Source organism: Nonomuraea bangladeshensis (genome assembly GCF_039529455.1).
Lineage (GTDB): Bacteria > Actinomycetota > Actinomycetes > Streptosporangiales > Streptosporangiaceae > Nonomuraea > Nonomuraea bangladeshensis.
Map to the genome: position 1 here is coordinate 590,291 of NZ_BAAAMV010000006.1, position 23,901 is coordinate 614,191.

The 23,901-nt window shown below is 71.5% G+C and carries 22 protein-coding genes; 8 read left to right on the forward strand and 14 right to left on the reverse strand.

The genetic code is table 11. The annotated features are described in order from the left end of the window. Positions 1-5: 5 nt before the first annotated feature. From nagZ to ABD292_RS22225, 6 genes are all read right to left on the reverse strand, one after another. Entirely contained in the window at positions 6-1,307 is a 1,302-nt protein-coding gene (gene nagZ / locus ABD292_RS22200) for a beta-N-acetylhexosaminidase (RefSeq protein ID WP_344210158.1), read from the reverse strand. A 21-nt stretch (positions 1,308-1,328) separates the two neighbouring features. Further along, positions 1,329-2,990: a phosphoenolpyruvate--protein phosphotransferase gene (ptsP, locus tag ABD292_RS22205; protein WP_344210160.1), complete on the reverse strand. Its 1,662-nt coding sequence runs from the start codon at positions 2,988-2,990 to the stop codon at positions 1,329-1,331. Then, positions 2,987-3,250 (reverse strand): HPr family phosphocarrier protein, encoded by a 264-nt coding sequence (locus ABD292_RS22210; RefSeq protein ID WP_329584642.1) that lies wholly within the window; start codon positions 3,248-3,250, stop codon positions 2,987-2,989. The genes ptsP and ABD292_RS22210 overlap by 4 nt, the downstream gene beginning before the upstream one ends. A gap of 123 nt (positions 3,251-3,373) precedes the next feature. Then, entirely contained in the window at positions 3,374-3,820 is a 447-nt protein-coding gene (locus ABD292_RS22215; protein ID WP_329584643.1) for a PTS sugar transporter subunit IIA, read from the reverse strand. An 11-nt stretch (positions 3,821-3,831) separates the two neighbouring features. After that, on the reverse strand, positions 3,832-4,068 hold the full coding sequence (locus ABD292_RS22220) for a PTS sugar transporter subunit IIB (RefSeq protein WP_020541384.1): 237 nt from the start codon (positions 4,066-4,068) through the stop codon (positions 3,832-3,834). A gap of 33 nt (positions 4,069-4,101) precedes the next feature. Then, entirely contained in the window at positions 4,102-5,136 is a 1,035-nt protein-coding gene (locus tag ABD292_RS22225) for an SIS domain-containing protein (protein WP_344210163.1), read from the reverse strand. Positions 5,137-5,262: 126 nt separating this feature from the next. On the opposite strand from ABD292_RS22225, the gene ABD292_RS22230 reads away from it, so the two are divergent. The 5 genes from ABD292_RS22230 (at position 5,263) to ABD292_RS22250 (ending at position 9,895) form a co-directional block, all read left to right on the forward strand. Beyond that, the gene (locus ABD292_RS22230; RefSeq protein WP_344210165.1) at positions 5,263-6,003 is read left to right on the forward strand and encodes a GntR family transcriptional regulator; all 741 of its coding nucleotides are present in this window, start codon (positions 5,263-5,265) and stop codon (positions 6,001-6,003) included. A 61-nt stretch (positions 6,004-6,064) separates the two neighbouring features. Next, complete coding sequence (locus tag ABD292_RS22235) at positions 6,065-7,381, forward strand: PTS transporter subunit EIIC (protein ID WP_344210167.1); 1,317 nt, start codon at positions 6,065-6,067, stop codon at positions 7,379-7,381. Between the two features lie 30 nt (positions 7,382-7,411). Then, on the forward strand, positions 7,412-8,002 hold the full coding sequence (locus tag ABD292_RS22240; protein WP_344210169.1) for a DUF6461 domain-containing protein: 591 nt from the start codon (positions 7,412-7,414) through the stop codon (positions 8,000-8,002). A gap of 74 nt (positions 8,003-8,076) precedes the next feature. After that, positions 8,077-9,345 (forward strand): PTS transporter subunit EIIC, encoded by a 1,269-nt coding sequence (locus ABD292_RS22245; RefSeq protein ID WP_344210466.1) that lies wholly within the window; start codon positions 8,077-8,079, stop codon positions 9,343-9,345. 166 nt (positions 9,346-9,511) lie between these two features. Continuing rightward, positions 9,512-9,895, forward strand: a complete 384-nt coding sequence (locus ABD292_RS22250) for an Rv3235 family protein (RefSeq protein ID WP_344210171.1) — start codon at positions 9,512-9,514, stop codon at positions 9,893-9,895. 71 nt (positions 9,896-9,966) lie between these two features. Here the strand turns inward: ABD292_RS22250 and secA are convergent, their stop codons facing one another. Further along, entirely contained in the window at positions 9,967-12,756 is a 2,790-nt protein-coding gene (secA, locus tag ABD292_RS22255) for a preprotein translocase subunit SecA (RefSeq protein WP_344210173.1), read from the reverse strand. A gap of 223 nt (positions 12,757-12,979) precedes the next feature. Here secA and ABD292_RS22260 point away from each other — a divergent pair, with 223 nt between their 5' ends. Together ABD292_RS22260 and ABD292_RS22265 are read left to right on the forward strand one after the other, a co-directional pair. Further along, complete coding sequence (locus ABD292_RS22260) at positions 12,980-13,240, forward strand: HGxxPAAW family protein (RefSeq protein ID WP_344210175.1); 261 nt, start codon at positions 12,980-12,982, stop codon at positions 13,238-13,240. A 232-nt stretch (positions 13,241-13,472) separates the two neighbouring features. Beyond that, on the forward strand, positions 13,473-14,930 hold the full coding sequence (locus ABD292_RS22265; RefSeq protein WP_344210177.1) for a winged helix-turn-helix domain-containing protein: 1,458 nt from the start codon (positions 13,473-13,475) through the stop codon (positions 14,928-14,930). 27 nt (positions 14,931-14,957) lie between these two features. Here the strand turns inward: ABD292_RS22265 and ABD292_RS22270 are convergent, their stop codons facing one another. The 4 genes from ABD292_RS22270 to ABD292_RS22285 form a co-directional block, all read right to left on the reverse strand. After that, positions 14,958-15,656 (reverse strand): response regulator, encoded by a 699-nt coding sequence (locus ABD292_RS22270; protein WP_020541374.1) that lies wholly within the window; start codon positions 15,654-15,656, stop codon positions 14,958-14,960. 172 nt (positions 15,657-15,828) lie between these two features. Then, positions 15,829-16,521, reverse strand: coding sequence for a ribosome hibernation-promoting factor, HPF/YfiA family (hpf, locus tag ABD292_RS22275; protein ID WP_344210181.1), 693 nt, complete (start codon positions 16,519-16,521; stop codon positions 15,829-15,831). A gap of 612 nt (positions 16,522-17,133) precedes the next feature. Continuing rightward, on the reverse strand, positions 17,134-17,862 hold the full coding sequence (locus tag ABD292_RS22280; protein WP_344210184.1) for a ComF family protein: 729 nt from the start codon (positions 17,860-17,862) through the stop codon (positions 17,134-17,136). 94 nt (positions 17,863-17,956) lie between these two features. Then, positions 17,957-18,550, reverse strand: a complete 594-nt coding sequence (locus tag ABD292_RS22285; RefSeq protein ID WP_344210187.1) for a TetR/AcrR family transcriptional regulator — start codon at positions 18,548-18,550, stop codon at positions 17,957-17,959. Between the two features lie 61 nt (positions 18,551-18,611). Between ABD292_RS22285 and ABD292_RS22290 the strand changes: the two genes are divergently transcribed. Further along, positions 18,612-19,553 carry an NADP-dependent oxidoreductase gene (locus tag ABD292_RS22290; protein WP_344210190.1) on the forward strand — a complete coding sequence of 314 codons (942 nt, stop codon included), beginning with the start codon at positions 18,612-18,614 and terminating at the stop codon, positions 19,551-19,553. A 5-nt stretch (positions 19,554-19,558) separates the two neighbouring features. Here ABD292_RS22290 and ABD292_RS22295 read toward each other — a convergent pair whose 3' ends face one another. The 3 genes from ABD292_RS22295 to mtrA are packed head-to-tail and all read right to left on the reverse strand — an operon-like array spanning position 19,559 to position 23,728. After that, the gene (locus ABD292_RS22295) at positions 19,559-21,298 is read right to left on the reverse strand and encodes an LpqB family beta-propeller domain-containing protein (RefSeq protein ID WP_344210192.1); all 1,740 of its coding nucleotides are present in this window, start codon (positions 21,296-21,298) and stop codon (positions 19,559-19,561) included. Beyond that, a complete protein-coding gene (gene mtrB / locus ABD292_RS22300) occupies positions 21,285-23,030 on the reverse strand; it encodes an MtrAB system histidine kinase MtrB (RefSeq protein ID WP_344210194.1) in 1,746 nt (581 codons plus the stop codon). The genes ABD292_RS22295 and mtrB overlap by 14 nt, the downstream gene beginning before the upstream one ends. A gap of 20 nt (positions 23,031-23,050) precedes the next feature. After that, positions 23,051-23,728: an MtrAB system response regulator MtrA gene (gene mtrA / locus ABD292_RS22305; RefSeq protein ID WP_043620615.1), complete on the reverse strand. Its 678-nt coding sequence runs from the start codon at positions 23,726-23,728 to the stop codon at positions 23,051-23,053. Positions 23,729-23,901 lie beyond the last annotated feature (173 nt).

A 23,901-nucleotide genomic window follows, 5' to 3' on the forward strand; every position in this document is an offset into this window, starting at 1 on the left:
AACGCCTAGTCGGCCGCCGACTTCACCCGGGCGGTCAGCTTGCGGTGCGCGGCGGAGCGCAGCACGTCGTTCGCGCGGCTCACCGAGGCCGTCGGCGCCTCGGCCAGGTAGCCCTTGGCCTGCTTGAGCTTGAGCAGCCGGGTGACCGACTGGTCGAGGCGCCGCTCGCTGATGCGGCCCGACTTCACCGCCGCGAGCACCGCGTCGTAGGCCTTCGGCAGGTCGTTGGGCATGAGCAGCAGGTCGGCCCCGGCCAGCACGGCGCGCACGGCGATCTCGCCGTCGTTGTACTTCTGGCGCACCCCGGCCATGTTGAGCGCGTCGGTGGAGATCACGCCGTCGTAGCCGAGCTTCTGCCGCAGCAGCCCGGTCAGGATCGGCTTGGACAGCGTCGCCGGGTCGCCCGACGGGTCGAGCTTGGGGAAGACGATGTGGGCGCTCATGACCGCGTCCACCCCGGCCCCGATCGCGGCCTTGAACGGCGGCGCGTCGATGCGCTCCCACTCGGCCCTGGTGTGCTTGATCACCGGCAGCCCGGTGTGGCTGTCCACCGAGGTGTCGCCGTGGCCCGGGAAGTGCTTGGCGGTCGCGGCCACGTCCGCGTCGGCGAAGCCCTTCACCGACGCCGCCACCATCTTGGCCACCCGCTGCGGGTCCTTGCCGAACGCCCGCGACCCGATGACCGGGTTGCGCGGGTCGATGTTGACGTCGGCCACCGGCGCGAAGTCGAGGTTGACGCCGAGCGCCCGCAGCTCCGCGCCGGTCGCCGCGGCGACCTTGCGCGCCCACGCCGGGTCCCCGGTCGCGCCGATCACGGACGCCCCGGGGAAGTCGGTCATGAGCGCCGACATGCGCGAGACCAGGCCGTTCTCCTGGTCGGTGCCGATGAGCAGCGGGACCTCCTTCGAGGCCCGCTGCAGGCCGTTGGTCAGGCCGACGACCTGGGAGACGCCCTTGACGTTGTGCGGGAACAGGATCACGCCGCCCAGGTGGTAGCGGGCGATCACCTTGGCCGGGGTCGGGGCGCCGTAGCGGGCCTGGTTCTCGCCGGAGGAGGAGGCGGCCGTGGTGCCGTAGAGGACCGGCATGAAGAGCTGGCCGACCTTCTCCTCGACGCTGAGCCCGGCCAGGGCCCGCGCGACCGGGTCGGACTGCGACGCGGACGGGCTCGCGCTCGGGCTCGCGCTCGGGGCGGGCGGGGCGGCCTTCCCTCCCGTCGGGGTCGCTCCCGCCGTGCCGCCGCCTCCGGCACACGCGGTGAGAGCGATCACGAGCAGGCCCGTCGTACCGAGTCGTCGTCGCAGCATGACTCCAAAGGTATCCAGAATCTAGACACCGAGACGCCCGAGCGCGGGCAGGTACGCCCGGGCCGCGGCCCGCGCCTCCACCGCCGTGACCGCGTCCCGCGCGGCCTCGGCGGCCAGCCGGCACTCGTCGAAGGTGTGCGCGGCCAGCGCGGCCCGTACGGCGGGCAACGCCCCGGCCCCCATCGACAGCGTGGTGGCGCCGAGCCCGACGAGCACGCAGGCCATGGCGGGATCGGCGGCCGACTCGCCGCAGATGCCGCACGCCTTACCCGCCTCCCGGGCGGCCGTCGCGGTCAGCGCGACCAGGTCGAGCAGCGCGGGCTGCCACGGGTCCTGCAGCGCGCTCACCGCGCCGAGCTGGCGGTCGGCGGCGAAGGCGTACTGGGACAGGTCGTTGGTGCCGATCGAGACGAAGTCCACCGCGCTCAGCAGGTCGCCGGCGCGCAGCGCGGCCGACGGGACCTCGATCATCACGCCGGCCTGCGCGATCCCGCGCGAGCGGCACGCGCGCGTGAACCACTCGGCCTCCTCGGCCGTGGCCACCATCGGCGCCATCACCATGAGGTCGCCGGCCGCGGCGAGCGCGTCGAGCTGCGCCTCCATCACCTGCGGGAACCGGCGGAACACGCGCACCCCGCGCTCGCCCAGCGCCGGGTTCGGCTCGGGCGGGACCGGCAGGAACGCCAGCGCCTTGTCCGCGCCCGCGTCGAGCGTGCGCACGATCACCTTGCCGCCGGGGAACGCCCGCGCCGCCTCCCGGTAGGCCGGCGCCTGCTCCTCGGCCGTGGGAGCCTCGGTGCGGTTCATGAACAGGAACTCGGTCCGGTAGAGCCCGACGCCCTCGGCGCCCGCGGCGACGGCCGCGTCCAGCTCGGCCGGGCCGCCGATGTTGGCGAGCAGCGGCACCGGATGGCCGTCGGAGGTCCGGCCCGGCCCTTCGGCCTGCGCGTACGCGGCCCGGCGCACGGCGTTCGCGCTGACCGCCTCGGCGACGTCGGCCTCGGCCGGCGCGACGCGTACCTCGCCCGAGGTGCCGTCGGCCAGCACGCGCGCCCCCGGCCTGATGGCGGTCGCGCCGGGGCAGGCGACGACGGCGGGCACGCCGAGCGCCCTCGCCAGGATCGCCGTGTGGCTGGTGGGGCCGCCCTCCTCGGTGACGAAGGCGGCCACGTGCTCGCGCACCAGCAGCGCGGTGTCGGCCGGCGCGAGATCGCGGGCGACCAGCACGTACGGCTCCGCCGGCGCGCCCTGGAGGCTCGGCATCGCGATGCCGTAGAGCACCGCGATCACCCGGTCCCTGACGTCGTCGAGGTCGGCGGCCCGCTCGCCGAGGTAGCCGCCGGACCCGGCGAGCACCTCCCGGTAGCGGGCGAACGCCTCGTAGACGGCTCTCGGGGCGGCCAGGCCGCGCTCGATCAGCGAGCGCACCCGCACGACCAGGCCGGGGTCCTCGGCCATCAGCGCCTGGGCGACCAGGATCTCCTCGGCCTCGCCGCCCGCACGATGGCCGCGCGCCTCCAGCTCGCCCGCGACCTGCGTGAGCGCGGTGATCGCGCGCTCCTTCTCCTGCTCCGCCTCGCCGGTGTACGTTGCGCCCTCGGGGGGTTCGGGCACCGAGACGGAGAGCACATAAGCGGGGCCGTGCCCGAAGCCCGGGCTGACCCCCACCCCCCGCAGGTTCATGGCGTGCCGGCGATCTCGGCCAGCTCGTCGAGGACGTCTTCCGAGCCCTCGCCCTCCGCGCTGATCACCACGGTCTCGCCCTGGCGGACGTCCAGCGCCATGATGGCGAGGATGCTCTTGCCGCTGACCGGGGCCTTGGCACTGTTCATCTTCGCCACCGTGATGTCCATCGGGGCCTTCATGGCCCTCTGGACGAACGTCGCCGCGGGACGGGCGTGCAACCCCACCTCCGCCGCCACGGTGACCTTGCGCTCACCCATCGACTCCTCCTTCTGCCGGTCCGGACCAGTGGCCGGACGCGCGTGCGATGAACCCGCCGACCGGGGGGCAAAATCGGCGGCGTGCCTATTGTGTCGCTTTCCCGGCAGCCGCGGTCCCAAAGGTCAGTCCCATCGGAAGAGCTCATCCCCCACATGCACTGCCCCCTCGGCGACGCCCGTCACCGCCCCGTTCGTCGCGTCGAGCGCCACCACAGGGCAGACCGGCGAGCGGCCGCCCGCCTCGACGGCCGCCGGGTCCCACGCGACGACCGGCTGCCCGGCGCTGACCCGGTCGCCCTCCGCGGCCAGCAGCCGGAAGCCCCGGCCCTTGAGCTGGACCGTGTCGATGCCCAGGTGCACCAGCACGCCCTTGCCGTCGTCGCCGACGATGACGTACGCGTGCGGATGCAGTTTCATGATTTTTCCCGCTATGGGGGCCACGGCCTTGCCTGGCCCCCGCAGCGGGTCGATGGCCGTTCCCGGACCGACCAGGCCCGCGGAGAACACCGGGTCGGGCACGGCTGCCAGCCCCACGGCCGCCCCCTCGACCGGGGCGAGAACAGTCGTCATGGTCCTCGCCCTTAGCCGATGATGTCCTCGATGTCGCTGGCTATGGTGTCCGCCTCCGGCCCGACGACGACCTGGACCACGTTGCCCGCGGCCATGACGCCGTGCGCGCCCGCCGCCCGCAACGCGGCCTGGTCGACCTTGGTCGCGTCGTGCACCTCTGTCCGCAACCGGGTGATGCAGGGCTCGATCTCGATGATGTTGTCGGCCCCGCCGAGCCCGGCGATGATCGCGTTCACATCCGCCGCCATCCGGCCTCCCTAGCTCTTGCCGACCAGGCTAGATCAGTCCGTCTGGGTGACCTTGTTCAGACCGCGCGGCGCGTCGGGGTCGACGCCGAGCCGCCTGGCCAGCGCCTCGGTGAGCAGCTGCCCCGGCACGATGAGGCCCATCGGGGCCACCCACTCGGGCAGGTCGGGACCGTTGAGCGCGGCCGTGCCGGCCCGCGCCAGCCCCTCGCCGCCACCGATCGTGTACGCCGCCGCCCCCGCGGCCACCACCCGCTCGGCCAGCGCCACCGTGCCGGGCAGCGTCGGGCTGTTCTCGGCCGCGACCAGCAGCGCCGGGGTGTCGGCGTCGACCACGGCGATGGGGCCGTGCAGCAGGTCGGCGTAGGACAGGCCCATGGCGTGCAGGTAGCAGGCCTCCTTGAGCTTGAGCGCGGTCTCCAGCGCGGTCGAGAACGCCAGGCCGCGCCCGGAGACCACCACGCCCGGCTTGTCCTGCAGCCCCTCGACCACGGCGTCCAGGTCGCCGGGCTCGTCGAGCAGCTTCTCCACCGCGTCGGGGACCCGCCGCAGGTCGTCCTGGTCCACGTCCGCGCCGAGGCCGAGGGCCAGCACGGCGAGCGCGGCGAGCTGCGTGGTGTACGTCTTGGTCGCGGGGACGGCCTTCTCCTCCCCCGCCTCGGTGCACAGCGCCACGTCGGCGGCCTGCGCGAGCGGGCTGTCCGCGCCGCCGTTGGTGACGCCGACGGTCGCCGCCCCGCAGTCCTTGGCCCAGGCCAGCGTCTCCACGATCTCCTCGGTGCGTCCCGACTGGGAGATGGCCACGGCCAGCACGCCGTCGAGGTCGAGCTTGCGCCGGTAGGTGGTGGCGATCGACGGCGCGGCCAGGGCGGAGAGCCGCCCGGCGTGCGCTTCGACCAGGTAGCGGCCGTAAACTGCTGCGTTGTCGGAGGTGCCACGCGCGATGAACAGCAGCTGGCGGGTGCGTTCGCCCACCGCTCTCACCTCGCCGATCCTGGGGAGCAGGGAGTCCAGTGTGGCCCGCAGCGCGGCCGGCTGCTCGGCGATCTCGCTGCGCATCTTCGTGGTCATCGGTGGGCTCATCCTTCAACTCGTACCGGATCGGGCTTGACCGCCTTTTGCGACCTGTGGTCTAGTCCGGACTAGACCAGTACGAACCATAGCCCATCACATGGAACGGAACGAGGGGAGGATCCCGTGGCCCACATCGACCCGGACAGCCCGGTGCCCAAATACTTCCAGCTCCGCGAGATCCTGCTGGACCTCATCGACAGCAACGAGCTCAGCATCGGCGCGGCCATCCCGTCCGAGCGTGAGCTGTGCCAGCGTTTCGGCCTGTCCAGGATGACCGTCCGGCAGGCCGTCGACCACCTCGTCTCGGAGGGCCGGCTGCACCGGGTGCCGGGCAAGGGCACGTTCGTGGCCCGGCCGAAGATCGAGCTGGCGCTGCAGCTCACCTCGTTCAGCGACGACATGCGGGCCCGCGGCATGGTGCCCGGCTCGCGCGACCTCGACCGGCGCATCGTGCGCGCCAGCGCCCACCTGGCCAAGGAGCTCGGCATCCAGCCGGGCGAGGAGGTGCACTTCATCGAGCGCCTGCGCACCGCCGACGGCGAGCCGCTGTCCATCGAGCGGGCGCACATCCCGGTCAAGCTCGCCCCCGGCCTGGCCGAGCACGATCTGTCGGACAAATCGCTCTACGAGCTGCTGGAGAGCCGCTACGGTCTCGTCATGGACGCCGGTGAGCTCACCATCGACGGCGGCATCGCCGATCCGAGCGACGCCGACCTGCTGAAGCTGCCGCGCGGCGGGGCCGTGCTGCTGCTCCAGCGCCGGTCGTTCTCCGGCGGCGTCTGCGCGGAGCTGGGCGTGTCCACCTACCGCGCCGACCGCTACCAGCTCCGCACCATGCTCGAGATGCCCGTACGACGGGGCTGACGCCCCCAGAGCTCCCCAGGCTGCCGGAAGCCCGGTGCTCCCACCCCCGGAGGAACGCCCGGTGAACGAGACCGCCGCCGCCCGGCCCTCGCCGTTCGCGCGCGTCATGTCCGTGCTGCAGCGGATGGGCCGCTCGCTCATGCTGCCCATCGCCGCCCTGCCCGCCGCCGCCCTGCTGCTGCGTTTCGGCCAGCCCGACATGCTCGGCTCGAACGGCGCCGAGCCCGGCGGCCTGGCCGACGTCGCCGGCCTGTCCTGGATGGGCGCGGTCGCCGAGGTGCTGGCGGCGGCCGGCGGCGCGCTGTTCGAGAACCTGCCGCTGCTGTTCGCCGTGGGCGTCGCGATCGGCTTCGCGCGCAAGTCCGACGGCTCCACGGCGCTCGCCGCCGTGGTCGGCTACCTGGTCTTCGACCGGGTCACCAAGGTCATGTTCTTCGGCTCCGACATCAGGGACACCGTCTCGATCAAGGAGCTCCAGGCACAGGGCGGCGTACGGGAGATCATCAACTACGGCATGCAGAACCCCACGCGGGTGCTCGGCGGCGTCGTGATGGGCCTGGTCGCGGCGCTGCTCTGGCAGCGCTTCCACCGGATCAAGCTGCCCACCTGGCTGGCGTTCTTCGGCGGGCGGCGGTTCGTCCCGATCATCACCTCCATCGTGGCGCTGCTCATCGGCGTGCTCTTCGGCTGGCTGTGGCCGGTCATCGGCGAGTGGTTCCGGCACGCCGGCGAGGCCCTGACCGCGCTCGGCCCGGTCGGCACCGGCATCTACGGCCTCGTCAACCGCCTGCTCATCCCCCTCGGCCTGCATCACTTCGTCAACTCCGTGGTCTGGTACGTCGTCCCGCAGTGCGAGGTCAACGGCCATGTCCTGGTCGGCGACTGGAACTGCTACTTCGGCGGCGCCCCGCAGTCCGGGCAGTTCATGGCGGGCTTCTTCCCGGTCATGATGTTCGCGCTGCCCGCCGCCGCGCTCGCCATGTGGCGGGCCGCCCCCAGGCACCGGCGGGCCACGGTGGGCGGCATCATGCTGTCGGCGGCGCTGGCGTCGTTCGTCACCGGCATCACCGAGCCGATCGAGTTCGCCTTCATCTTCGTGGCGCCGCTCCTGCTCGTGGTGCACGCGCTGCTGACCGGCCTGGCGATGGCGCTCACCACGCTGATCGGCGGGCAGCTCGGCTTCGGCTTCTCCGCGGGCCTGCTCGACATGCTGCTCAACGCCAGCAAGTCCAACACCCAGAACGTGCCCGGCATCCTCCTGCTGGGCCTGGTCTACGGCGTGGTCTACTACGCCGTGTTCACGTTCCTGATCCGCAGGCTCGACATCATGACCCCGGGCCGCGAGCCCGAACCGGACGTCGATTCCGGCGAGACGTGAAATGTCGGCCGTGACTGCCAGGATGACGCAATGATCTTCGACTGGCTCTCGGAGGAGAGCTACCCCCTGCTCGCGGGCTCCTACGGGCTCACCTACGTCCGCGACCTGACGCCGGAGCAGGTGACCGCCCGGCTGGGCGGCCGGCCGGAGGAGCTCGTGCCCATGACGCTCAAGGAGCTGGAGACCGAGGCCGGCCGCAGGTTCCACGACCGCGGCCACTTCTTCGGCCTCACGGCGATCGGCGACTGGACGATCGTCGTCGAGACCCTCGGCGACCTCGCCTGGTCGGAGGAGATCCTGGCGCCGCTGTCGGCCGGCACCCGCGTGGTCTCCCACGCCTACCTCGACGTCAAGGGCCTGGACAACTTCCTCTGGTTCGAGGACGGGCGGCTCCGCTTCGCCTTCTACCCGCAGGAGGGCTACACCGAGGAGGTGCCCGACGAACTGGCCGCCGTCATGCGTGAGATCGAGACCGGCCACTGGCACCTCGATCCGCACGACGGGCCCGCCTTCATCCTGGCCGAGCACCTGACCGGCATCACGCTGACGCCGCAGCTCGTCCAGGACGCCGCCTACCGCTGCGCCTTCGTCCCGCGCCCTCTGCCCTCCCTGGTCACCTGATCCGTTTTCTGCCGATGCCGCAGTGGTAGGAACACCCCGATCCCCCGCAGACCGACCAGCGAGCGGGGGTGGCGATGACGGCCGTCGGCTCCGGCAAGCGCCCCTTCAGCTCGGCCCTCGCCGTGCTGCAGCGCATCGGTCGCTCGCTCATGCTGCCCATCGCCGTCCTGCCCGCCGCCGGCCTGCTCTTCCGCTTCGGCCAGGACGACCTGCTCGGCGCCGTGCCCGCTCTGGCGCCGCTCGCGCGGGTCCTCGCCGCCGCCGGCGGCGCCCTGTTCGAGAACCTGCCCCTGCTGTTCGCCGTCGGCGTGGCCATCGGCTTCGCGCGCAAGTCCGACGGCTCCACCGCCCTCGCCGCCCTGGTCGGCTACCTGGTCTTCGACCGCGTCACCAGGACGCTGTTCTTCGACGCGGGCGAGGGCGCCGTGTACGACGAGGTCCTGCTCGTCCTCCGTGACGGCACCCGCACGATCGACGCCGGCGCCCAGAACCCGACCGGGGTCCTCGGCGGCATCGTCATCGGCCTCACAGCCGCCCTGCTCTGGCAGCGCTTCCACCGGGTGAAGCTGCCCGCCTGGCTCGCCTTCTTCGGCGGCCGGCGCTCGGTCCCCATCGTCACCGCCGTCGCCGCGCTGCTGCTCGGCGTCGTCTTCGGCCTGCTGTGGCGGCCGGTCGGCGACTGGCTGGCCGGGGCCGGCGACTGGCTGTCCGTCCACGGCGCGGCCGGAGCGGGCATCTACGGCGTCGCCAACCGCCTGCTCATCCCCGTGGGCCTGCACCACTTCCTCAACACCATCGTCTGGTTCACGCTGCCGGACTGCCGGGCCGGCGTGCGCGGCGCGACCCGGGACGCCGACGGCGACCTCAACTGCTACTTCGCCGGCGAGCAGGGCGCGGGCGTCTTCATGACCGGTTTCTTCCCCGTCATGATGTTCGGGCTGCTCGGGGCGGCCGTCGCCATGTGGCGCGCGGCCCCGCCGGAGCGCCGCCCGGCGGTCGGCGGCATCCTGCTGTCGGCCGGGCTCACGTCCTTCGTCACCGGGATCACCGAGCCGCTGGAGTTCGCGTTCATCTTCGTCGCGCCCGTGCTGTTCGCCGTGCACGCGCTGCTCACGGGCGTGTCGATGGCGCTCATGGCCGAGCTGGGGGCGCGGCTGGGGTTCACGTTCTCCGGCGGCGCGATCGACCTGCTCCTCAACGCCGGCAAGTCGAACACGCACGGCCTCGGGCTCATCCTCGGGTTCGGGGTCGCGTACTTCGTCCTCTATTACGCGCTTTTCGCCGTGCTCATCCGTGCCCTGAACCTGCCCACCCCGGGCCGCGAGGTTACGGACACCCCTTAGCTCCGGCCGTTTCCGTCCGGAACCGGGGGCCCGCCGCACCAACTTCCGGCGCCCTTCCCGGGCGAACCCGGACGTTGCCCGGCACGTACGCGAGAAGCTGGCGCGGCACGTACAACCGAGCCGGACCGAAAACTCCTGAAGGCGTTTCCCGCGAGAAGGAGGACCCGTGTCGGCAGCCCCCCACATCCCGTACACCGACGGCGCCCTGGCCCTCAGCCCCATGATCTGGGGGCCGCCGGGCGCGGCCCCCGACGAACGCCGCCTGCGCCACCTCGGCCAGGCCCTCGCCGAGGTGCTGGCCGGTTGCCGCTCCCCCGAGACGCTGGCCGACCAGCTCACCGGCCGCGCCTACCGGCACCTCACGGGGACCGGCCTGCTGTTCAGCACCGGCCGTGCCCCGTTCGTCCGCCGGGTCCACGTGACGGAGCCGCGCGAGGGCGTCATCGAGATGTGCGTGATCGTACGCTGCGGCGAACGCGACCGCGTCCTCGCCGTCCGCCTCGAACGCCACGGCGTCCACTGGCTCTGCACCGACGTCGAGACCGCCTGAACCCGTCCCCGGACGACGGAAGGACCCCCGCCCGTCGGGGCGGAGGTCCTTCCGTCACGTCAGCGCGCGCTTCAGGCGGCGTTCTTGGGGTCGCCGTGGCACCGCTTGTACTTCTTGCCGGACCCGCACGGGCACGGCGCGTTGCGCTCCACGTTGCCGTAGGCGGCCCGCTCGGCCGGAGTGGTGCGCACCCGGGTGTGCTCGACCTCGCCCTGCTCACCGGGCGCGGAGTATTCGAGCTCGGCCGGGCGCTCGGGCCCGCGCAGCCCGCGCGCGATGATCGAGCGGGTCTCCGCGATGACCGCGTCCTCTTCCTCCACGATCGGGTTCTCCTGCACCTCGACCTCGAGGTTGAACAGGAAGCCCACGGAGTCCTCCTTGATGCCCTCGAGCATCGCGGCGAACATCTCGAACCCCTCGCGCTGGTATTCGATCTGCGGGTCCTTCTGCGCGTAGGCCCGCATGCCGATGCCCTCGCGCAGGTAGTCCATCTCGTAGAGGTGCTCGCGCCACTTGCGGTCGAGAACAGACAGGATGACCCGCCGTTCGAGGTCGCGCATGGTCTCGGAGCCGATCTCCTCCTCGCGCCTGGCGTACGCCTCCATGGCGTTGGCCTTGACCTTCTCGCTGATCAGCTCGGCGGTCAGCTCCTCACGGCTGCCCGCCTCCTCGATGAGGTCGGCGACGGTGACCGTGATCGGGAACAGCTCGCCGAACGCCTTCCACAGCTTGTCGAGGTCCCACTCCTCGGCGAAGCCCTCGGCCGTGGCGCCCTGGACGTAGCCGTCGATGACCTCGCCGACGAAGGCCTGCACCTGGTCGTGCAGGTCGGCGCCCTCCAGCACCCGCCGGCGCTCGGAGTAGATGACCTTGCGCTGGCGGTTCATCACCTCGTCGTACTTCAGAACTTCCTTGCGGATCTCGAAGTTCTGCTGCTCGACCTGGTGCTGGGCGGAGGCGATGGCCTTGGAGACGATGCCGGACTCGATCGGCTGGTCGTCGGGGATGTTGAGCCGGGTCATGATGACCTCGACCCGCGCCGAGTTGAACAGGCGCATCAGGTCGTCGCCGAGCGAGAGGTAGAAGCGCGACTCGCCGGGGTCGCCCTGACGGCCGGAACGTCCGCGGAGCTGGTTGTCGATGCGGCGCGACTCGTGGCGCTCGGTGCCCAGCACATAGAGGCCGCCGAGCTCGGTGACCTCGTCGTGCTCGGCCTTGACCGCGGCCCGGGCCTTCTCCAGCGCCTCGGGGTAGGCCTTGTCGTATTCCTCCGGCGTCTCGACCGGGTCGAGGCCGCGCTGGCGCAGCTCCTGGTCGGCCCGGAACTCGGAGTTGCCGCCGAGCATGATGTCGGTGCCTCGACCGGCCATGTTCGTGGCGACGGTGACGGCGCCCTTGCGGCCCGCCTCGGCGATGATCGCGGCCTCACGCTCGTGGTTCTTCGCGTTGAGCACCTCGTGCGGCACGCCGCGGCGCTTGAGCGCCTTGGACAGCCGCTCGGACTTCTCCACCGACGTGGTGCCGACGAGGACCGGCTGGCCGCGCTCGTAGCGCTCCTTGATGTCCTCGACCACCGCGTTGAACTTGGCGTCCTCGTTCTTGTAGACCACGTCGGCCTGGTCCTTGCGGATCATCGGCCGGTTGGTCGGGATGGGGACGACGCCCAGTTTGTACGTCTGGTGGAACTCGTTGGCCTCGGTCGCGGCCGTACCGGTCATGCCGGCCAGCTTGTCGTAGAGGCGGAAGTAGTTCTGGAGGGTGACCGTGGCGAGCGTCTGGTTCTCGTCCTTGATCTTGACGCCCTCTTTGGCCTCGATGGCCTGGTGCATGCCCTCGTTGTAGCGGCGGCCGTGCAGGACGCGGCCGGTGAACTCGTCGACGATCAGGACCTCGCCCTCGGAGACGATGTAGTCCTTGTCGCGCTTGAACAGCTCCTTGGCCTTCAGCGCGTTGTTGAGGAAGCCGACGAGGTGGGTGTGCTCGGGCTTGTAGAGGTTGTCGATGCCGAGCCAGTCCTCGACCTTCTCGACGCCGGCCTCCAGGATGCCGACCGTGCGCTTCTTCTCGTCGACGATGTAGTCGCCGGTGCTCTCCTCGCCGGGGTTCTTCGCCTCGACGCCCCTGCGCAGGCGGGGCACGATCTTGGCGAACTCCTGGTACCACTTGCCGGACTGCTCGCCGGGACCGGAGATGATCAGCGGGGTCCTGGCCTCGTCGATGAGGATGGAGTCGACCTCGTCCACGATCGCGAAGTTGTGGCCGCGCTGGGCGCACTCCTCCAGCGACCACGCCATGTTGTCGCGGAGGTAGTCGAAGCCGAACTCGTTGTTCGTGCCGTACGTGATGTCGGCTTCGTACTGCTTGCGGCGCTCGTCGGGCTGCTGCCCGGAGACGATGCAGCCGACCTCCATGCCGAGGAAACGGTGGATGCGGCCGATCGTCTCCGCGTCGCGCCTGGCCAGGTAGTCGTTGACCGTGACGACGTGGACGCCCTTGCCGGACAGCGCGTTGAGATAGGAGGGCAGGGCACAGGTCAGGGTCTTGCCCTCACCGGTCTTCATCTCGGAGATGTTGCCCATGTGGAGGTTGGCTCCACCCATGATCTGCACGTCGTAGGGGCGCTGGCCCAGCACGCGGCGGGCCGCCTCGCGCACCGTGGCGAACGCCTCGGGAAGCAGATCGTCAAGGGTTTCGCCGTCCGCGTAGCGCTGTTTGAATTCGTCCGTCAGCGCGCGCAACTCCGCGTCGGACAGGCTCGTGAAGTCGTCCTCGATGGAGTTGACCTGGTCTGCGATCCGCTTGAGCTTGCGCAGGGTCTTGCCTTCGCCGGCACGCAGGATCTTGTCGAGAATGGCTGGCACTTTTGTAAAGCTCCTCGCAGGTCTACCCCGGCGGCGCCGCCAGGAGGAGAGGCCGAGACAAACTTCCCCGAGTGCCATCGTAGGCGCTTCAGCAACCAGACACAGCCACCGTGCCGACGAGGGCGCAGGACTGGTCTGGGAGAATGGGGGCAAGGCAGAGGGTATGCCGGTTGACCGCCGGCCCGCACGTATTGCGGCATAACCGGCAAAGGAAGGATTAAGCATGGTTGAGGGGCAGAAGTCGGAGCAAACGGAGGATCTCGGCAGTCACGGCGGACGGGCGTCATCGTGGCTGGCGGTGACGGTCATGCTGGCCGGAACCATCGTGGCCGGCTTCGGGCTGACCGTCGCCAGCTGGACGCTCGTGTGGATCGGCGCGGGGGTGTTCGTCGTGGGTGGCATTCTCGCCCTCGTCTTCGACATCTTCACCGACGTGGTGATCGACGCGCCGCGTGTGGGCATGCGGGCCGAGGATCACCGCTGACGTCGGCGGACGACGACCGTCGCACCGCGATCTGCGAGGCGGGCCCCTGACAGGGTGGCCCGCCTTTCTTTTTGCCCAGCCCCTTCCCCTTCTTCCTGCCTGCTCCAAACTTTCCCCAGGTGATGCTTTCCGCCGCTCGTCGGCGTGTCGGGGGAACGCCCGGCCATTCCTCGACCGGTCCGTCCGGCCCACCGCCGCCGGAATTGTCGGTGGCCGCCGCTAGATTGCACGCATGCACCGCCCTGAAGACGCGCAGCCGCTCAACGTGGAGGACGTCACCCTCGGCGACCCGGCCCCGGGAGCCGACGTCCCGGACGCCGCCCTGGTGAGCGCCGCCGCAGCCGACGACAGGCAGCCCCTCGCCACGGCAGCGCCCCCGCCCCCCAGGACCCTGGCGACACCGAACACCGAGACGCCGCCTGGCAACGAGCTGAGGCCGGACGCCCACTCGGGAGCGGGAGCGGATGCCGGCGCGAGGGTGGCCGGTGGCGGAAATGTGGGCGGCGGCGTCGTGGACCTCACGCTCGACGAGGCGCGGCGCCTCATCCTGCGCGCCCAGGGCCTGCTCGGCGCCGACGCGCGCAAGGGCGGGGTGCACGCCATGCTGCGCAGGCTGGGCGCCGTGCAGCTCGACACGATCTCGGTCCTCGCCCGCTCCCACGAGCTGGTCGCCTACGCCCGCCTGGGCGCGGTGAGCAGGCCGGCGGTGGAGCGGGCCTACTGGCACGACCCGGCGCGGAGCTTCGAGTACTGGTGCCACGCGGCCTGCATCCTGCCCGTCGAGCACTGGCCTCTCTACTCGTTCCGCCGCCGCGCCTTCCGCGACCGCAAGTTCCGCTGGCACGAGGTCCCCGACGGCGTCGACAAGCTGCTCGACCAGGTGCGCGACTCGGGCCCGTTGATGACCTCCGACGTCGGCGGCGCCAAGAACGGCGGCCCGTGGTGGGACTGGTCCGACTCCAAGATCGGCCTGGAGTGGCTGCTGGACATCGGCGAGCTGGTCTGCACCCGCCGCGTCGGCTGGCGCCGCGTCTACGACCTGGCCGAGCGCGCGATCCCCGCCGACCTGCTCGCCCAGGACCTGACGGACGAGGAGTGCATCACGCGACTGGCCGGCATCGCCGGGCGCTCACTGGGCGTGGCCAACCGCACCGACCTGATCGACTTCCTCCGCCTGAAGGGCCGCTTCGCGGCGATCCTCGACGAGGCGCTGCTCAGCGGGGCCGCCGGGCTGACGCCGGTGACGGTCGCGGGTTGGCCGGGCAAGAAGGGCCAGGCCAACGCGTGGGCCGACCCGGCCGCGCTGGCGAGCGAGCCGCGCGGCCGGCACCGCACCACGCTGGTCTCGCCGTTCGACTCCCTCATCTGGCACCGCGGCCGTACCGAGCGCATCTTCGGCTTCACCTACACCCTGGAGCTGTACGTCCCCAAGCACAAGCGGGTGCACGGCTACTTCACAATGCCGGTGCTGGCCGGGGGCCGGCTGATCGGCCGGGTCGATCCGGCCCGCGAGGGCACGACCCTGGTGGCCAGGCAGGTGCACCTGGAGCCCGGCCTGTCCCCCGCCAAGTGGGCCGGCGCGTTCGCGGACGCCCTGTGGTCGGCCGCCGAGTGGGTCGGCTGCGACAGCGTACGCGTCGAACGCGCCGATCCGCCGGAGCTCGTCACCATGGTGAACGCGCCGGGATAGTCAGGCGGGGAGGGGGCGGGGGCTTCGCTAGGTGATCTCCAGCATGCGCTCCCGCACCGCGTAGACCACTGCCTCCATGCGGGAGTGCAGCTGCAGCTTGTCGAGGATGTTGCGCACGTGGTTCTTCACGGTGTTCTCGGAGATGAACAACTGCTTGGCGATCTCGCGGTTGTTCATGCCCTTGGCGACCAGCCGCAGGACCTCCATCTCGCGGTCGGTCAGCCGGGGGACGGGCAGCTGGGGCGGCCGCTCGGCCTCCTTGCGGCTCATGTTGGCGAACTCGCTGATGAGCTTGGCCGCCATCGCCGGGTTGATTAACGACTGGCCCTCGTGCACGCCGCGCACGGCGGCGGGGACGTCGTTGATCTGCACGTCCTTAAGGAGGTAGCCGGTGGCTCCCGCCTTGATGGCCTCGAAGAGGTCCTCCTCCTCGTCGCTCACCGTGAGCATGATGATGCGGGTGCTGGGGACCGACGCCTTGATGCCCTTCGTGGCCTCGATCCCGTCCTGCCGCGGCATGCGCACGTCCATGAGCGCGACGTCGGGCATGAGGCGGTCGGCCAACTCAACCGCCTCCTGCCCGTCGCTCGCCTCACCGACCACCTCGATGTCGGGCTCAGCCGCCAGCGCCAGAGCCAGGCTGCGCCTGATCAGCTCATGGTCGTCGACGATCAGCACGCGAATGGGCTCGCTCGCTGATGCGCGGGCCTCGTCGGACTCGCTCACGAGGCCTCCTTGATCCGCCTCGCGACCGCGCTTCCCTCGCTTCGCTCGCTCGGCTGAACCTGACTGAGCTCGCTCACGTCTCCTCCTCGTCGGGGGGCCAGAGCCGTAACCGCCATGATGGCACGTGTGCCGCGGTCCTCGGGTGGTCGAGAAGATCTTTTTCAGTAAGCGATCAGGGCTCTACGAGCCGCAACACGCCGTAGTTGTACCCGCGTCTGTTGTAGACGACGCTCGGCTGACCGCTCTCCTTGTCCCGGAAGAGGTAGAAGTCGTGGCCGACCAGCTCCATCTCCAGCAGCGCCTGGTCGATGGTCATCGGCTCGGCCCGGTGGAACTTCTCCCTGACGATGAGCGGCCCCTCGCCGTCCATCTCGATCGGGACGATGTCCTCGTCGGTCTTGTCGTCGTAGGTGACGCCGGTGTAGTCGTCGCCGGCCCGCTGGAGCGGCTCGCTCTCCTCGGCCGTGGACTTCGGCGCCACGGGCTCCTGGGGAGGCAGTCCGGCGACGTCGGGAAGCGTCGCGGTGATCTCCGCGACGGAGGGCGGGCAGTGGTTGCCGTGGTGCACCTTGCGCCGGTCGGCGGCCCGCCTCAGCCGGCCTTCCAGCTTGTCCAGCGCCAGGTCGAGGGCGGCGAACCGGTCGTCGGCCGAGGCCTCGGCGCGGATGGCCGGCCCTCGGGAGTGGATGGTGAGCTCGACGCGCTCCCGCTGTCCCGCGAGGCGCGGATTGCGTTCCTTCGACACCTGCACATCGACTCGGATGAGTTTGTTGTCCAGACGTTCGATCCTGGCCAGCTTGGTCGTCACTTGGTCGCGGAACCGATCACTCACACCCGTGTGTCGGCCCTTGACGATGATGTCCATGCAAAAGCCCCCCTTCCGTCTAACGACTGAGCAAGAGCGCCCGACGAGCTGCCGATCGGGCGAGGCCTGCTGTCTGCCTTTCTGTCACCGTTACCCTCTTCCGACTCGTGATCACCGGGAACTCTGTTGGCACCCGTCCGGCCGACCTGGTCTTCGACCCCACATCCGCCTGCTGAGGGTCTCGCAGCTCTGTTGCCACTACTGCCCTTCTCTTCTGGCGAGAGGCATCTGACCTCTCGGGAAGGCAGGACTTACCCCTAAGCCGCACCGTGATCGGTCGACAAAGAGTCGCCTTACGTGGACCGTTTTGCCTGCGGCTGGCATCGGCTAGCAGAGCCGGGAGCCCCGGCTCTGCGCAACCACGGACCCGAACGGGTGCCATGTCCGAACGCTATCCGCATCCTGGGCGAATGTCAGCCGGAGGGTTGTCCGGACGATCACGTTGCGTGATATCGGCGGGCCGGACAGGGGTGTTTTGATGCCCCGTTTAATCGGGCGGCGTCCGCTATGGCCGGCCGTGGATCGCTCGTCGAGCACTGTGGCGGCATCCCGTGGGGAAGCGACATGTGACCTCCTGGGGAGGGCCTGGTCGGTCGCGTCTTTCACGCACCGTCACCGTAATGCTTTTTTAGATCTTCGGTGTGTCGCGGCGACCGTGATCGCCAGCGGGACCGGTGTTCCGGCAGATCGGAGGGCCCGCGCGGCCTCGGCGAGGGTGGCGCCGGTCGTCACGATGTCGTCCACGAGCAGCGCACAGGGCGCTGGAGGGCCTGTCGCGGGGCGGGTGACCCGTAGTGACCCGGCGAGGTTGACCGCCCGCTCAGCGCTGCTCAGGCCCGCCTGATCGGTCACGGAGCGGACCTGGGTCAGGCCGTTCCAGGGGCGGGCGGGCAGACCGAGCGCGCACAGGGCGCGGGAGGCGAGCAGGGCCAGGCGGGCGACCGGGTCGTGGCCTCTCGCGCCGGCCGTGGCCCGGGTGCTGGGGACCGGCACGACGGCGAAGCCGGCCGCGAGCGCGCGGCGGGCGCCGGGGGTGCGGGAGAGCGCCGTGACGGCGGTGAACGCCAGCGCCTCGGCCAGGACCGCCGCCAGCGTCACCGCGCCCCGCTCCTTGTAGGCGAGGATGGTGCGGCGCGTGCGGTCGTCGTACGGGCTCGCCGACCAGCAGTCGGGGAGGCCGGGCGGGCACGGGTCCGGCCACCGCCTGGCCGGCCGGGCGGTCAGGTCGGCCACGCACGCGGCGCAGCACCGGGGCCCCTTGGCGCCGCAACCGGCGCAGGCCGGGGGCAGGATCAGGTCGAGCACGGCGTCCAGCACGCCCGCCAGCATGCCCGCCGCCACCGACAGTTCCCGCCCCGGGCGATCGGCTCACCCGAGCAGCCCGCCGACGTGCCCGCCGACGCCCGCGCGGCCGGGCCCGGCCCGGGCGGGCGGCTCAGCTGAGCAGCCGGACCGCCGGCGGAAGCGGCGCGGGGACGGGGTCGGCGCGGAACGACTGGATCATCAGGGCCGCGAACCGGCGCGCGGCCGCGGCCCGCAGCTCGGGCGACCCGGCGCGGATGGCCTCGCTCGCCGTCACCGCCAGGACGAGGTCCTCCAGCACGAAGTCCGCCCGCAGGCCGCCCGTCTCCTTCGCCCGCCGGACGAGCCGGAGCAGCAGCCGGACCGAACGCTCGCGCTCCGCCCCGAGATACGGCAGCCGCGCGACGAGAGCGCCGGACAGCCCCCGGCCACGGGCGCGCGCCTCCATCAGCCTCTCGGTCACCAGGCAGAACCCGCGCCACGGATCCGACTCCGCCAGCCCCGCCTCGACGACCGCCGAGCACAGGGCCGTCGGCTCGGCGACGACCTCGGCGAGCAGCGCCTCCTTGGTCGGGAAGTGCCGGTAGACGGTGGCCGCCCCGACCTGGGCGCGCCGGGCGATCTCGCGGATCGGCACGCCGGGTCCCTCGGCGGCGAAGGCCGCGCGGGCGACCGCGAGGATGCGCGCGCGGTTGTCGCGGGCGTCCGAGCGCGACTTCTGACTCATTTCGGCCGTCACCGCTCTCACTTCGGTCGGACGGACGGGCTGCCCACCTACGGTACGGCGCATGAGAGCAGTCCAGTTTTCCGAGTACGGCGGTCCGGGCGTGGTGCACGTCGCCGAGGTCGAGGAGCCGCACGCCGGGCCGGGTACGGTCCGCGTCGCCGTACGGGCGTCCGGGTTGTCGGCGGGAGAGACGCGCATCCGCTCGGGCGAGCTGCGCGACGTGGTGCCGGTGACGTTCCCGTTCCGCACCGGGTTCGACGCCGCGGGCGTGGTGGACGAGGTCGGCGAGGGCGTCACGGGCGTCGAGGCCGGCGACGAGGTGTTCGGCATGACCGCGGCGACGACGCGCGGCGCCAACGCCGACCACGCGGTCCTGGTGGCCTGGGCGCCGAAACCGGCCGCGTGGAGCTGGGAGGAGGCCGGTGGGGCCGCGGGCAGCGTCGAGACGGCCACGCGGGTGCTCGACCGGCTCGGGGCCGGCGCCGGGCACACGGTGCTGGTCCAGGGCGCGGCCGGCGGGGTGGGGACGGTCGCCGTGCAGCTCGCGGTCGCCCGCGGCGCCACCGTGATCGGCACGGCCAGTGAGCGCAACCACGACTTCCTGCGCTCGCTCGGCGCGGAGCCGACGACGTACGGGACCGGTCTCGTCGAACGGGTCCGCGCGCTGGCCCCGGGCGGGGTGGACGCGGTGTTCGACTGCGCCGGAGGGGCGCTGCCCGATCTGGTCGCCGTCGCCGGGGACCCGGCGCGCGTGGTGACCATCGCCCCCGACCTCACGGCGGCGGCCCACGGCGTGCACCTGTCGCACGGCGCGCCGGGCGCGGACCCCGGGACGGGCGCCGACCCGCTCGCGGTGCACGGCCTCGGCGTCGCGGTCGAGCTCGCCGCGCGTGGGCGGCTGCGGGTGCCGGTCGCGGCGGCGTTCCCGCTCGCCGAGGCGGCGGCCGCGCACGAGCTGAGCGAGAGCCGCCACGCCCGCGGGAAGATCGTCCTGGTGAACTGACCGGCTCAGCCCAGGGGGAACAGGGGCGCTTCGGCGTTCGACTCGATCCTGGTCTTCCAGCTCTGGTCCTGCGCGAGCTCCAGGATCTCCGAGCCCTTCCCCTTGCCCGTCTCCGCCTGCGCGAGCACGTGCTCGTTGAGCGCCGCGACCCGGCGCAGCCGGTTCTTCAGCGGGATCTCGGTGATGTCGCCGTCGCCGATGTCGATCTCGTTCAGCGTCTGACCGGCGTTGCTCTTGACCAGCACGAGCACGTGCTCGTCGTCGCGCCAGGCGAGGTCCTCGATGACGCCGCCCGGCTCCCTGGCCGTCGGCACCCGGACGTTGCTGAGCATCAGCCCGCCCGTCTGCGTCAGCGCGCCGACGTGCACGATGTTCTCGCGGGTGGTCAGCACCACGCGTACGCCGTCCCTGGCGATGCGCATGCGGGTGACGTCCCAGCCCTTCAGCCCCGGCGCGGCGACCCGCTCGGCGGGCCGGTTGGCGCCGGGTTCGTAGCGCAGCACGACGCCGTTCTTGCGGTCGAACGTCCACAGCGACCCGTCGCGGTGCCAGGACGGCGCGGTGAGGTCCTCCGGGGAGCCCGGGATGACCTCCTGCCACTGCCCCTCCTGGGTGGCGGGGGTGATGGAGATGCCGGTGGAGGTCTGGGCGGCGACGAGGTCGCCCTGCTTGGACAGGGCGAAGTTGGAGTAGCCCTCGCGCGGCTGCCCGGCCGGCCCGGCGATGGCGCCGCCCGGCCCCTCGTTGGTCATGTAGTGGACGGCGCCCTTGTCGACGTAGTAGTCGGTGTTGACGCCGTTGTCCAGCCAGCCCTGGTCGACGTTGGGCTGGGAGACGGAATACTGCTCCCCGTCCACCTGCACCTCGATGGCGCGGCCCTTGGCGACGTCGTTGTTGGTGAGGCTGTAGCGGATCTGGGCCATGAGGCCGTGCTCGCCGCTCAGGTCGAGGGGGTCGATCGGGCCCGACAGGTTGATGACGACCCGTTCGTCCTCGCCCGAGCGCACCGACTCGACCTTGGTGCCGGAGGGGAAGCTGGTGCTCACCGCGCCCTGGAGCGCGGCGCTCGGCGCCTTGAGCAGCCGTTCGAGCACGACCTGCGCGTACGTCTTGGTCGGCTTGAGCCGCAGCCGCACGCTGTCCACCACCAGCCGGTCCTGGGTGCCGCTGCCGAGGTAGTAGAGCTTGGTCGGCCGGTAGGCCCGCGCGACGTCGGACTTGGTGAGGATGAGTCCCTGCGGCAGGCCGCGCACGCGGTAGCCGACGCCCTCGACCTTGACCAGCTCGAACGGCCGCGCCCAGTTCCCCGCCAGCGGCACGTAGGTGTCGTCCTCCTCGATCCTGGCGATCTGGGGGGCCTTGACGGAGATCTTCTGCACCGACTCGGTGCCGTCCTGGTCGCCCAGGTCGAAGGTCCAGTTCCAGGCGTCGTCGAGCACGGTCACCGCGCCCTCGGGGCTCCAGCCGCGCAGCGCCTCGGGCGTCAGGTATTGGGGCAGGACCGTCGGGTCGTCGTCGTAGGCCGCCATGGCCGCCTGGAGGCCCTTGAGCACGTCCTGGGGGCCCCAGCCGGGCTGCGGCGGGGTGGCGATCATCCGCTGGAACGGCTTGCTGAGCGGGTCGCCGCTGCCCGTGTCGTCCACCACGTACGGGCCGCTGACCGGGATCACCGAGCACCCCGAGCCCGTGAGCGCCACGGCCGCGGCCACCGCCGCGACGGCGCAGAGCCGCCTAGTCCTCGTCATCGAGCGCCCCGTCCCCCACGGCGGGCAGCAGCACGGGCGTCATGGACCCGCGCCAGGTGCGCCGCATCTCGATCTCGGGCGGCACGAGCGGCAGCGGCGAGCCCTTGAGGTCGGCCCCCGCCGTGCGCGGCAGCGTCAGCCTGAACTGCGAGCCCTCGCCCGGCTGTCCCCACGCCTGGAGCCAGCCGCCGTGCAGGGTGGCGTCCTCGCGGGAGATCGCCAGGCCGAGCCCGGTGCCGCCGATGGTGCGCGCCCGCGACGGGTCGGCCCGCCAGAACCGGTCGAAGACCATGGTGTCCTCGCCCGGCTTGAGGCCGATGCCGTGGTCGCGTACGGCGACCGCCACGGCGTCGCGGTCCGCGCCGACGGTGACGACGATCTCCCTGCCCTCGCCGTGCTCGATGGCGTTGAACAGCAGGTTGCGCAGGATCCGCTCGACCCGGCGGTTGTCGATCTCGGCCATGCAGGGCTCGGGCGGCAGCCGCAGCTCGAAGCGGGTGCCGTGGCGTTCGGCCAGCGCCTCGGAGTCCTCGATCGCGCGCAGCACGACCTTGGTGACGTCGACCGGCTCCAGGTCGAGGGTGGCCGCGCCGGCGTCGTAGCGGCTGATCTCCAGCAGGTCGCCCAGCATCGACTCGAACCGTTCGAGCTGGGCCTGCATGAGCTCGGCCGAGCGGGCGGCCATGGGGTCGAAGTCCTCGCGGGCGTCGTACAGCAGGTCGGCGGCCATGCGGACGGTGGTCAGCGGGGTGCGCAGCTCGTGCGAGACGTCGGAGACGAACTGCCGCTGGACCTGCGACAGCTCCTCAAGCTGGTGGATCTTGAGCGCCAGGTTGGCGGCCATCTCGTTGAAGGAGTTGGCCAGGCGGGCGAGGTCGTCCTCGCCGCGTACCTTCAGCCGCTCGTCCAGCTTGCCCGCGGCCAGCCGCTCGGCGGCCTGACGGGCCAGCCGGACGGGGGTGACGACCTGCCTGGCCACCAGGTACGCGATGGCCGCCAGCAGCAGCACGAGCCCGAGCCCCACCACGACGATGGCGAGCCGGACGTTGGACAGCAGCGCCTCTTCCTCGTCGAGCGGGAAGAAGTGGTAGACCTCGTAGTTCTGGCCGCTGAAGGGCTCGTGGACGATGCCGCCGACGATGTACATCAGGCGCGGCTGGCTCTGCCCGGTCAGCGCGACGCGCTCGATGGAGACGATGGGCTTGTCGTAGACCAGCTTCGTGATGTTGCGCTGCAGCCCGGCGCGCAGGGCGGGCGGCACGTTGCCGGGCACGAGGCGGCCGGAGGCGCGCGACTGCCCGGGGGCAGCGACGTTGAGTATGAGCACGTCGTAGCGCTTCTTGGAGCCGCCGTCGACGGAGCCGGTGACGGCGCCCATCACCTCGTCGAGCGGGTTGACCACGACCTTGCCCGCCTCGGGGGCCTTGGCCTGGTCGTCGTCGGGAGGCGCGAGCGCGTCGGCGATCTGCAGCCGGTCGGCGTTGGCCTCGCTGACCGAGGACTGCTGGCTGCTCTGGATGACGGCTCGGTTGATCTGCTCGGACAGGAACGTGCCGAGCACCACCACCACGACGACGGAGATCACCAGCGTGCTGGTGACCACCTGGAGCTGCAGCGAGCGCCGCCAGACGCTGCGCGCCCTGCCCGCCGCACGCCGCACCCGCCGGCGGACGCCGCCGAGTATCTGGCGTGGCGTCCGCCGACGGGAACGCTTGGTCTTCGTCGGGGGCATGGCGGATGGGGGCGGGCGGGTCAGGCGGGTCCGGCTTTGTAGCCCACGCCGCGGACCGTGACCACGATCTCGGGGTGCTCGGGGTCCTTCTCGATCTTGGCCCTGAGCCGCTGGACGTGCACGTTGACCAGCCGCGTGTCGGCCGCGTGCCGGTAGCCCCACACCTGTTCGAGCAGGACCTCGCGGGTGAAGACCTGGCGCGGCTTGCGGGCCAGCGCGACGAGCAGGTCGAACTCGAGCGGCGTGAGGTTGATGGTCTCCTCGCCCCGCTTGACCGAGTGGCCGGCCACGTCGATGGTGATGTCGCCGATCTGGAGGATCTCCGGCGTCGGCTCGTCCGTACGGCGGAGCCGCGCGCGCACCCGCGCGACCAGCTCCTTCGGCTTGAACGGCTTGACGATGTAGTCGTCGGCGCCCGACTCCAGGCCGAGCACGACGTCGATGGTGTCGCTCTTCGCCGTCAGCATGACGATCGGGACCCCGGACTCGGCCCTGATCCTGCGCGCCACGTCGATGCCGTCGGCCCCCGGCAGCATCAGGTCGAGCAGGACAAGGTCCGGGCGCGTGTCCCGGAACGCGTCGAGCGCCTTGTCGCCGTCAGAGACGAAGGATGGTTCGAACCCCTCGCCCCGCAGCACGATCCCCAGCATCTCGGCGAGAGCGGCGTCGTCGTCGACGACCAGCACGCGACCTTTCATGGCCCCTCATTCGTTCTACGCATTCTGGGACATACCCGCACGATCGCTGAAGGTTACCCTTGGTAGGCCCATGAGTGTGACTTGAGCCGTGCAAAAGGCGATTTTCAGCTCCGCCCCCGCGACCGCAGTCCCAAGTCTGCGGTAACGGAGCGTCTTTAGGCCATCCCTGGTGC

What these genes read in the sequence shown, in the direction of transcription:
- nagZ (WP_344210158.1), bottom strand. Translation starts at nt 1,307, where the DNA reads ATGCTGCGACGACGACTCGGTACGACGGGCCTGCTCGTGATCGCTCTC.
- ptsP (WP_344210160.1), bottom strand. Translation starts at nt 2,990, where the DNA reads ATGAACCTGCGGGGGGTGGGGGTCAGCCCGGGCTTCGGGCACGGCCCC.
- ABD292_RS22210 (WP_329584642.1), bottom strand. Translation starts at nt 3,250, where the DNA reads ATGGGTGAGCGCAAGGTCACCGTGGCGGCGGAGGTGGGGTTGCACGCC.
- ABD292_RS22215 (WP_329584643.1), bottom strand. Translation starts at nt 3,820, where the DNA reads ATGACGACTGTTCTCGCCCCGGTCGAGGGGGCGGCCGTGGGGCTGGCA.
- ABD292_RS22220 (WP_020541384.1), bottom strand. Translation starts at nt 4,068, where the DNA reads ATGGCGGCGGATGTGAACGCGATCATCGCCGGGCTCGGCGGGGCCGAC.
- ABD292_RS22225 (WP_344210163.1), bottom strand. Translation starts at nt 5,136, where the DNA reads ATGACCACGAAGATGCGCAGCGAGATCGCCGAGCAGCCGGCCGCGCTG.
- ABD292_RS22240 (WP_344210169.1), top strand. Translation starts at nt 7,412, where the DNA reads ATGATCTTCGACTGGCTCTCGGAGGAGAGCTACCCCCTGCTCGCGGGC.
- ABD292_RS22245 (WP_344210466.1), top strand. Translation starts at nt 8,077, where the DNA reads ATGACGGCCGTCGGCTCCGGCAAGCGCCCCTTCAGCTCGGCCCTCGCC.
- ABD292_RS22260 (WP_344210175.1), top strand. Translation starts at nt 12,980, where the DNA reads ATGGTTGAGGGGCAGAAGTCGGAGCAAACGGAGGATCTCGGCAGTCAC.
- ABD292_RS22265 (WP_344210177.1), top strand. Translation starts at nt 13,473, where the DNA reads ATGCACCGCCCTGAAGACGCGCAGCCGCTCAACGTGGAGGACGTCACC.
- hpf (WP_344210181.1), bottom strand. Translation starts at nt 16,521, where the DNA reads ATGGACATCATCGTCAAGGGCCGACACACGGGTGTGAGTGATCGGTTC.
- ABD292_RS22285 (WP_344210187.1), bottom strand. Translation starts at nt 18,550, where the DNA reads ATGAGTCAGAAGTCGCGCTCGGACGCCCGCGACAACCGCGCGCGCATC.
- ABD292_RS22290 (WP_344210190.1), top strand. Translation starts at nt 18,612, where the DNA reads ATGAGAGCAGTCCAGTTTTCCGAGTACGGCGGTCCGGGCGTGGTGCAC.
- ABD292_RS22295 (WP_344210192.1), bottom strand. Translation starts at nt 21,298, where the DNA reads ATGACGAGGACTAGGCGGCTCTGCGCCGTCGCGGCGGTGGCCGCGGCC.
- mtrB (WP_344210194.1), bottom strand. Translation starts at nt 23,030, where the DNA reads ATGCCCCCGACGAAGACCAAGCGTTCCCGTCGGCGGACGCCACGCCAG.
- mtrA (WP_043620615.1), bottom strand. Translation starts at nt 23,728, where the DNA reads ATGAAAGGTCGCGTGCTGGTCGTCGACGACGACGCCGCTCTCGCCGAG.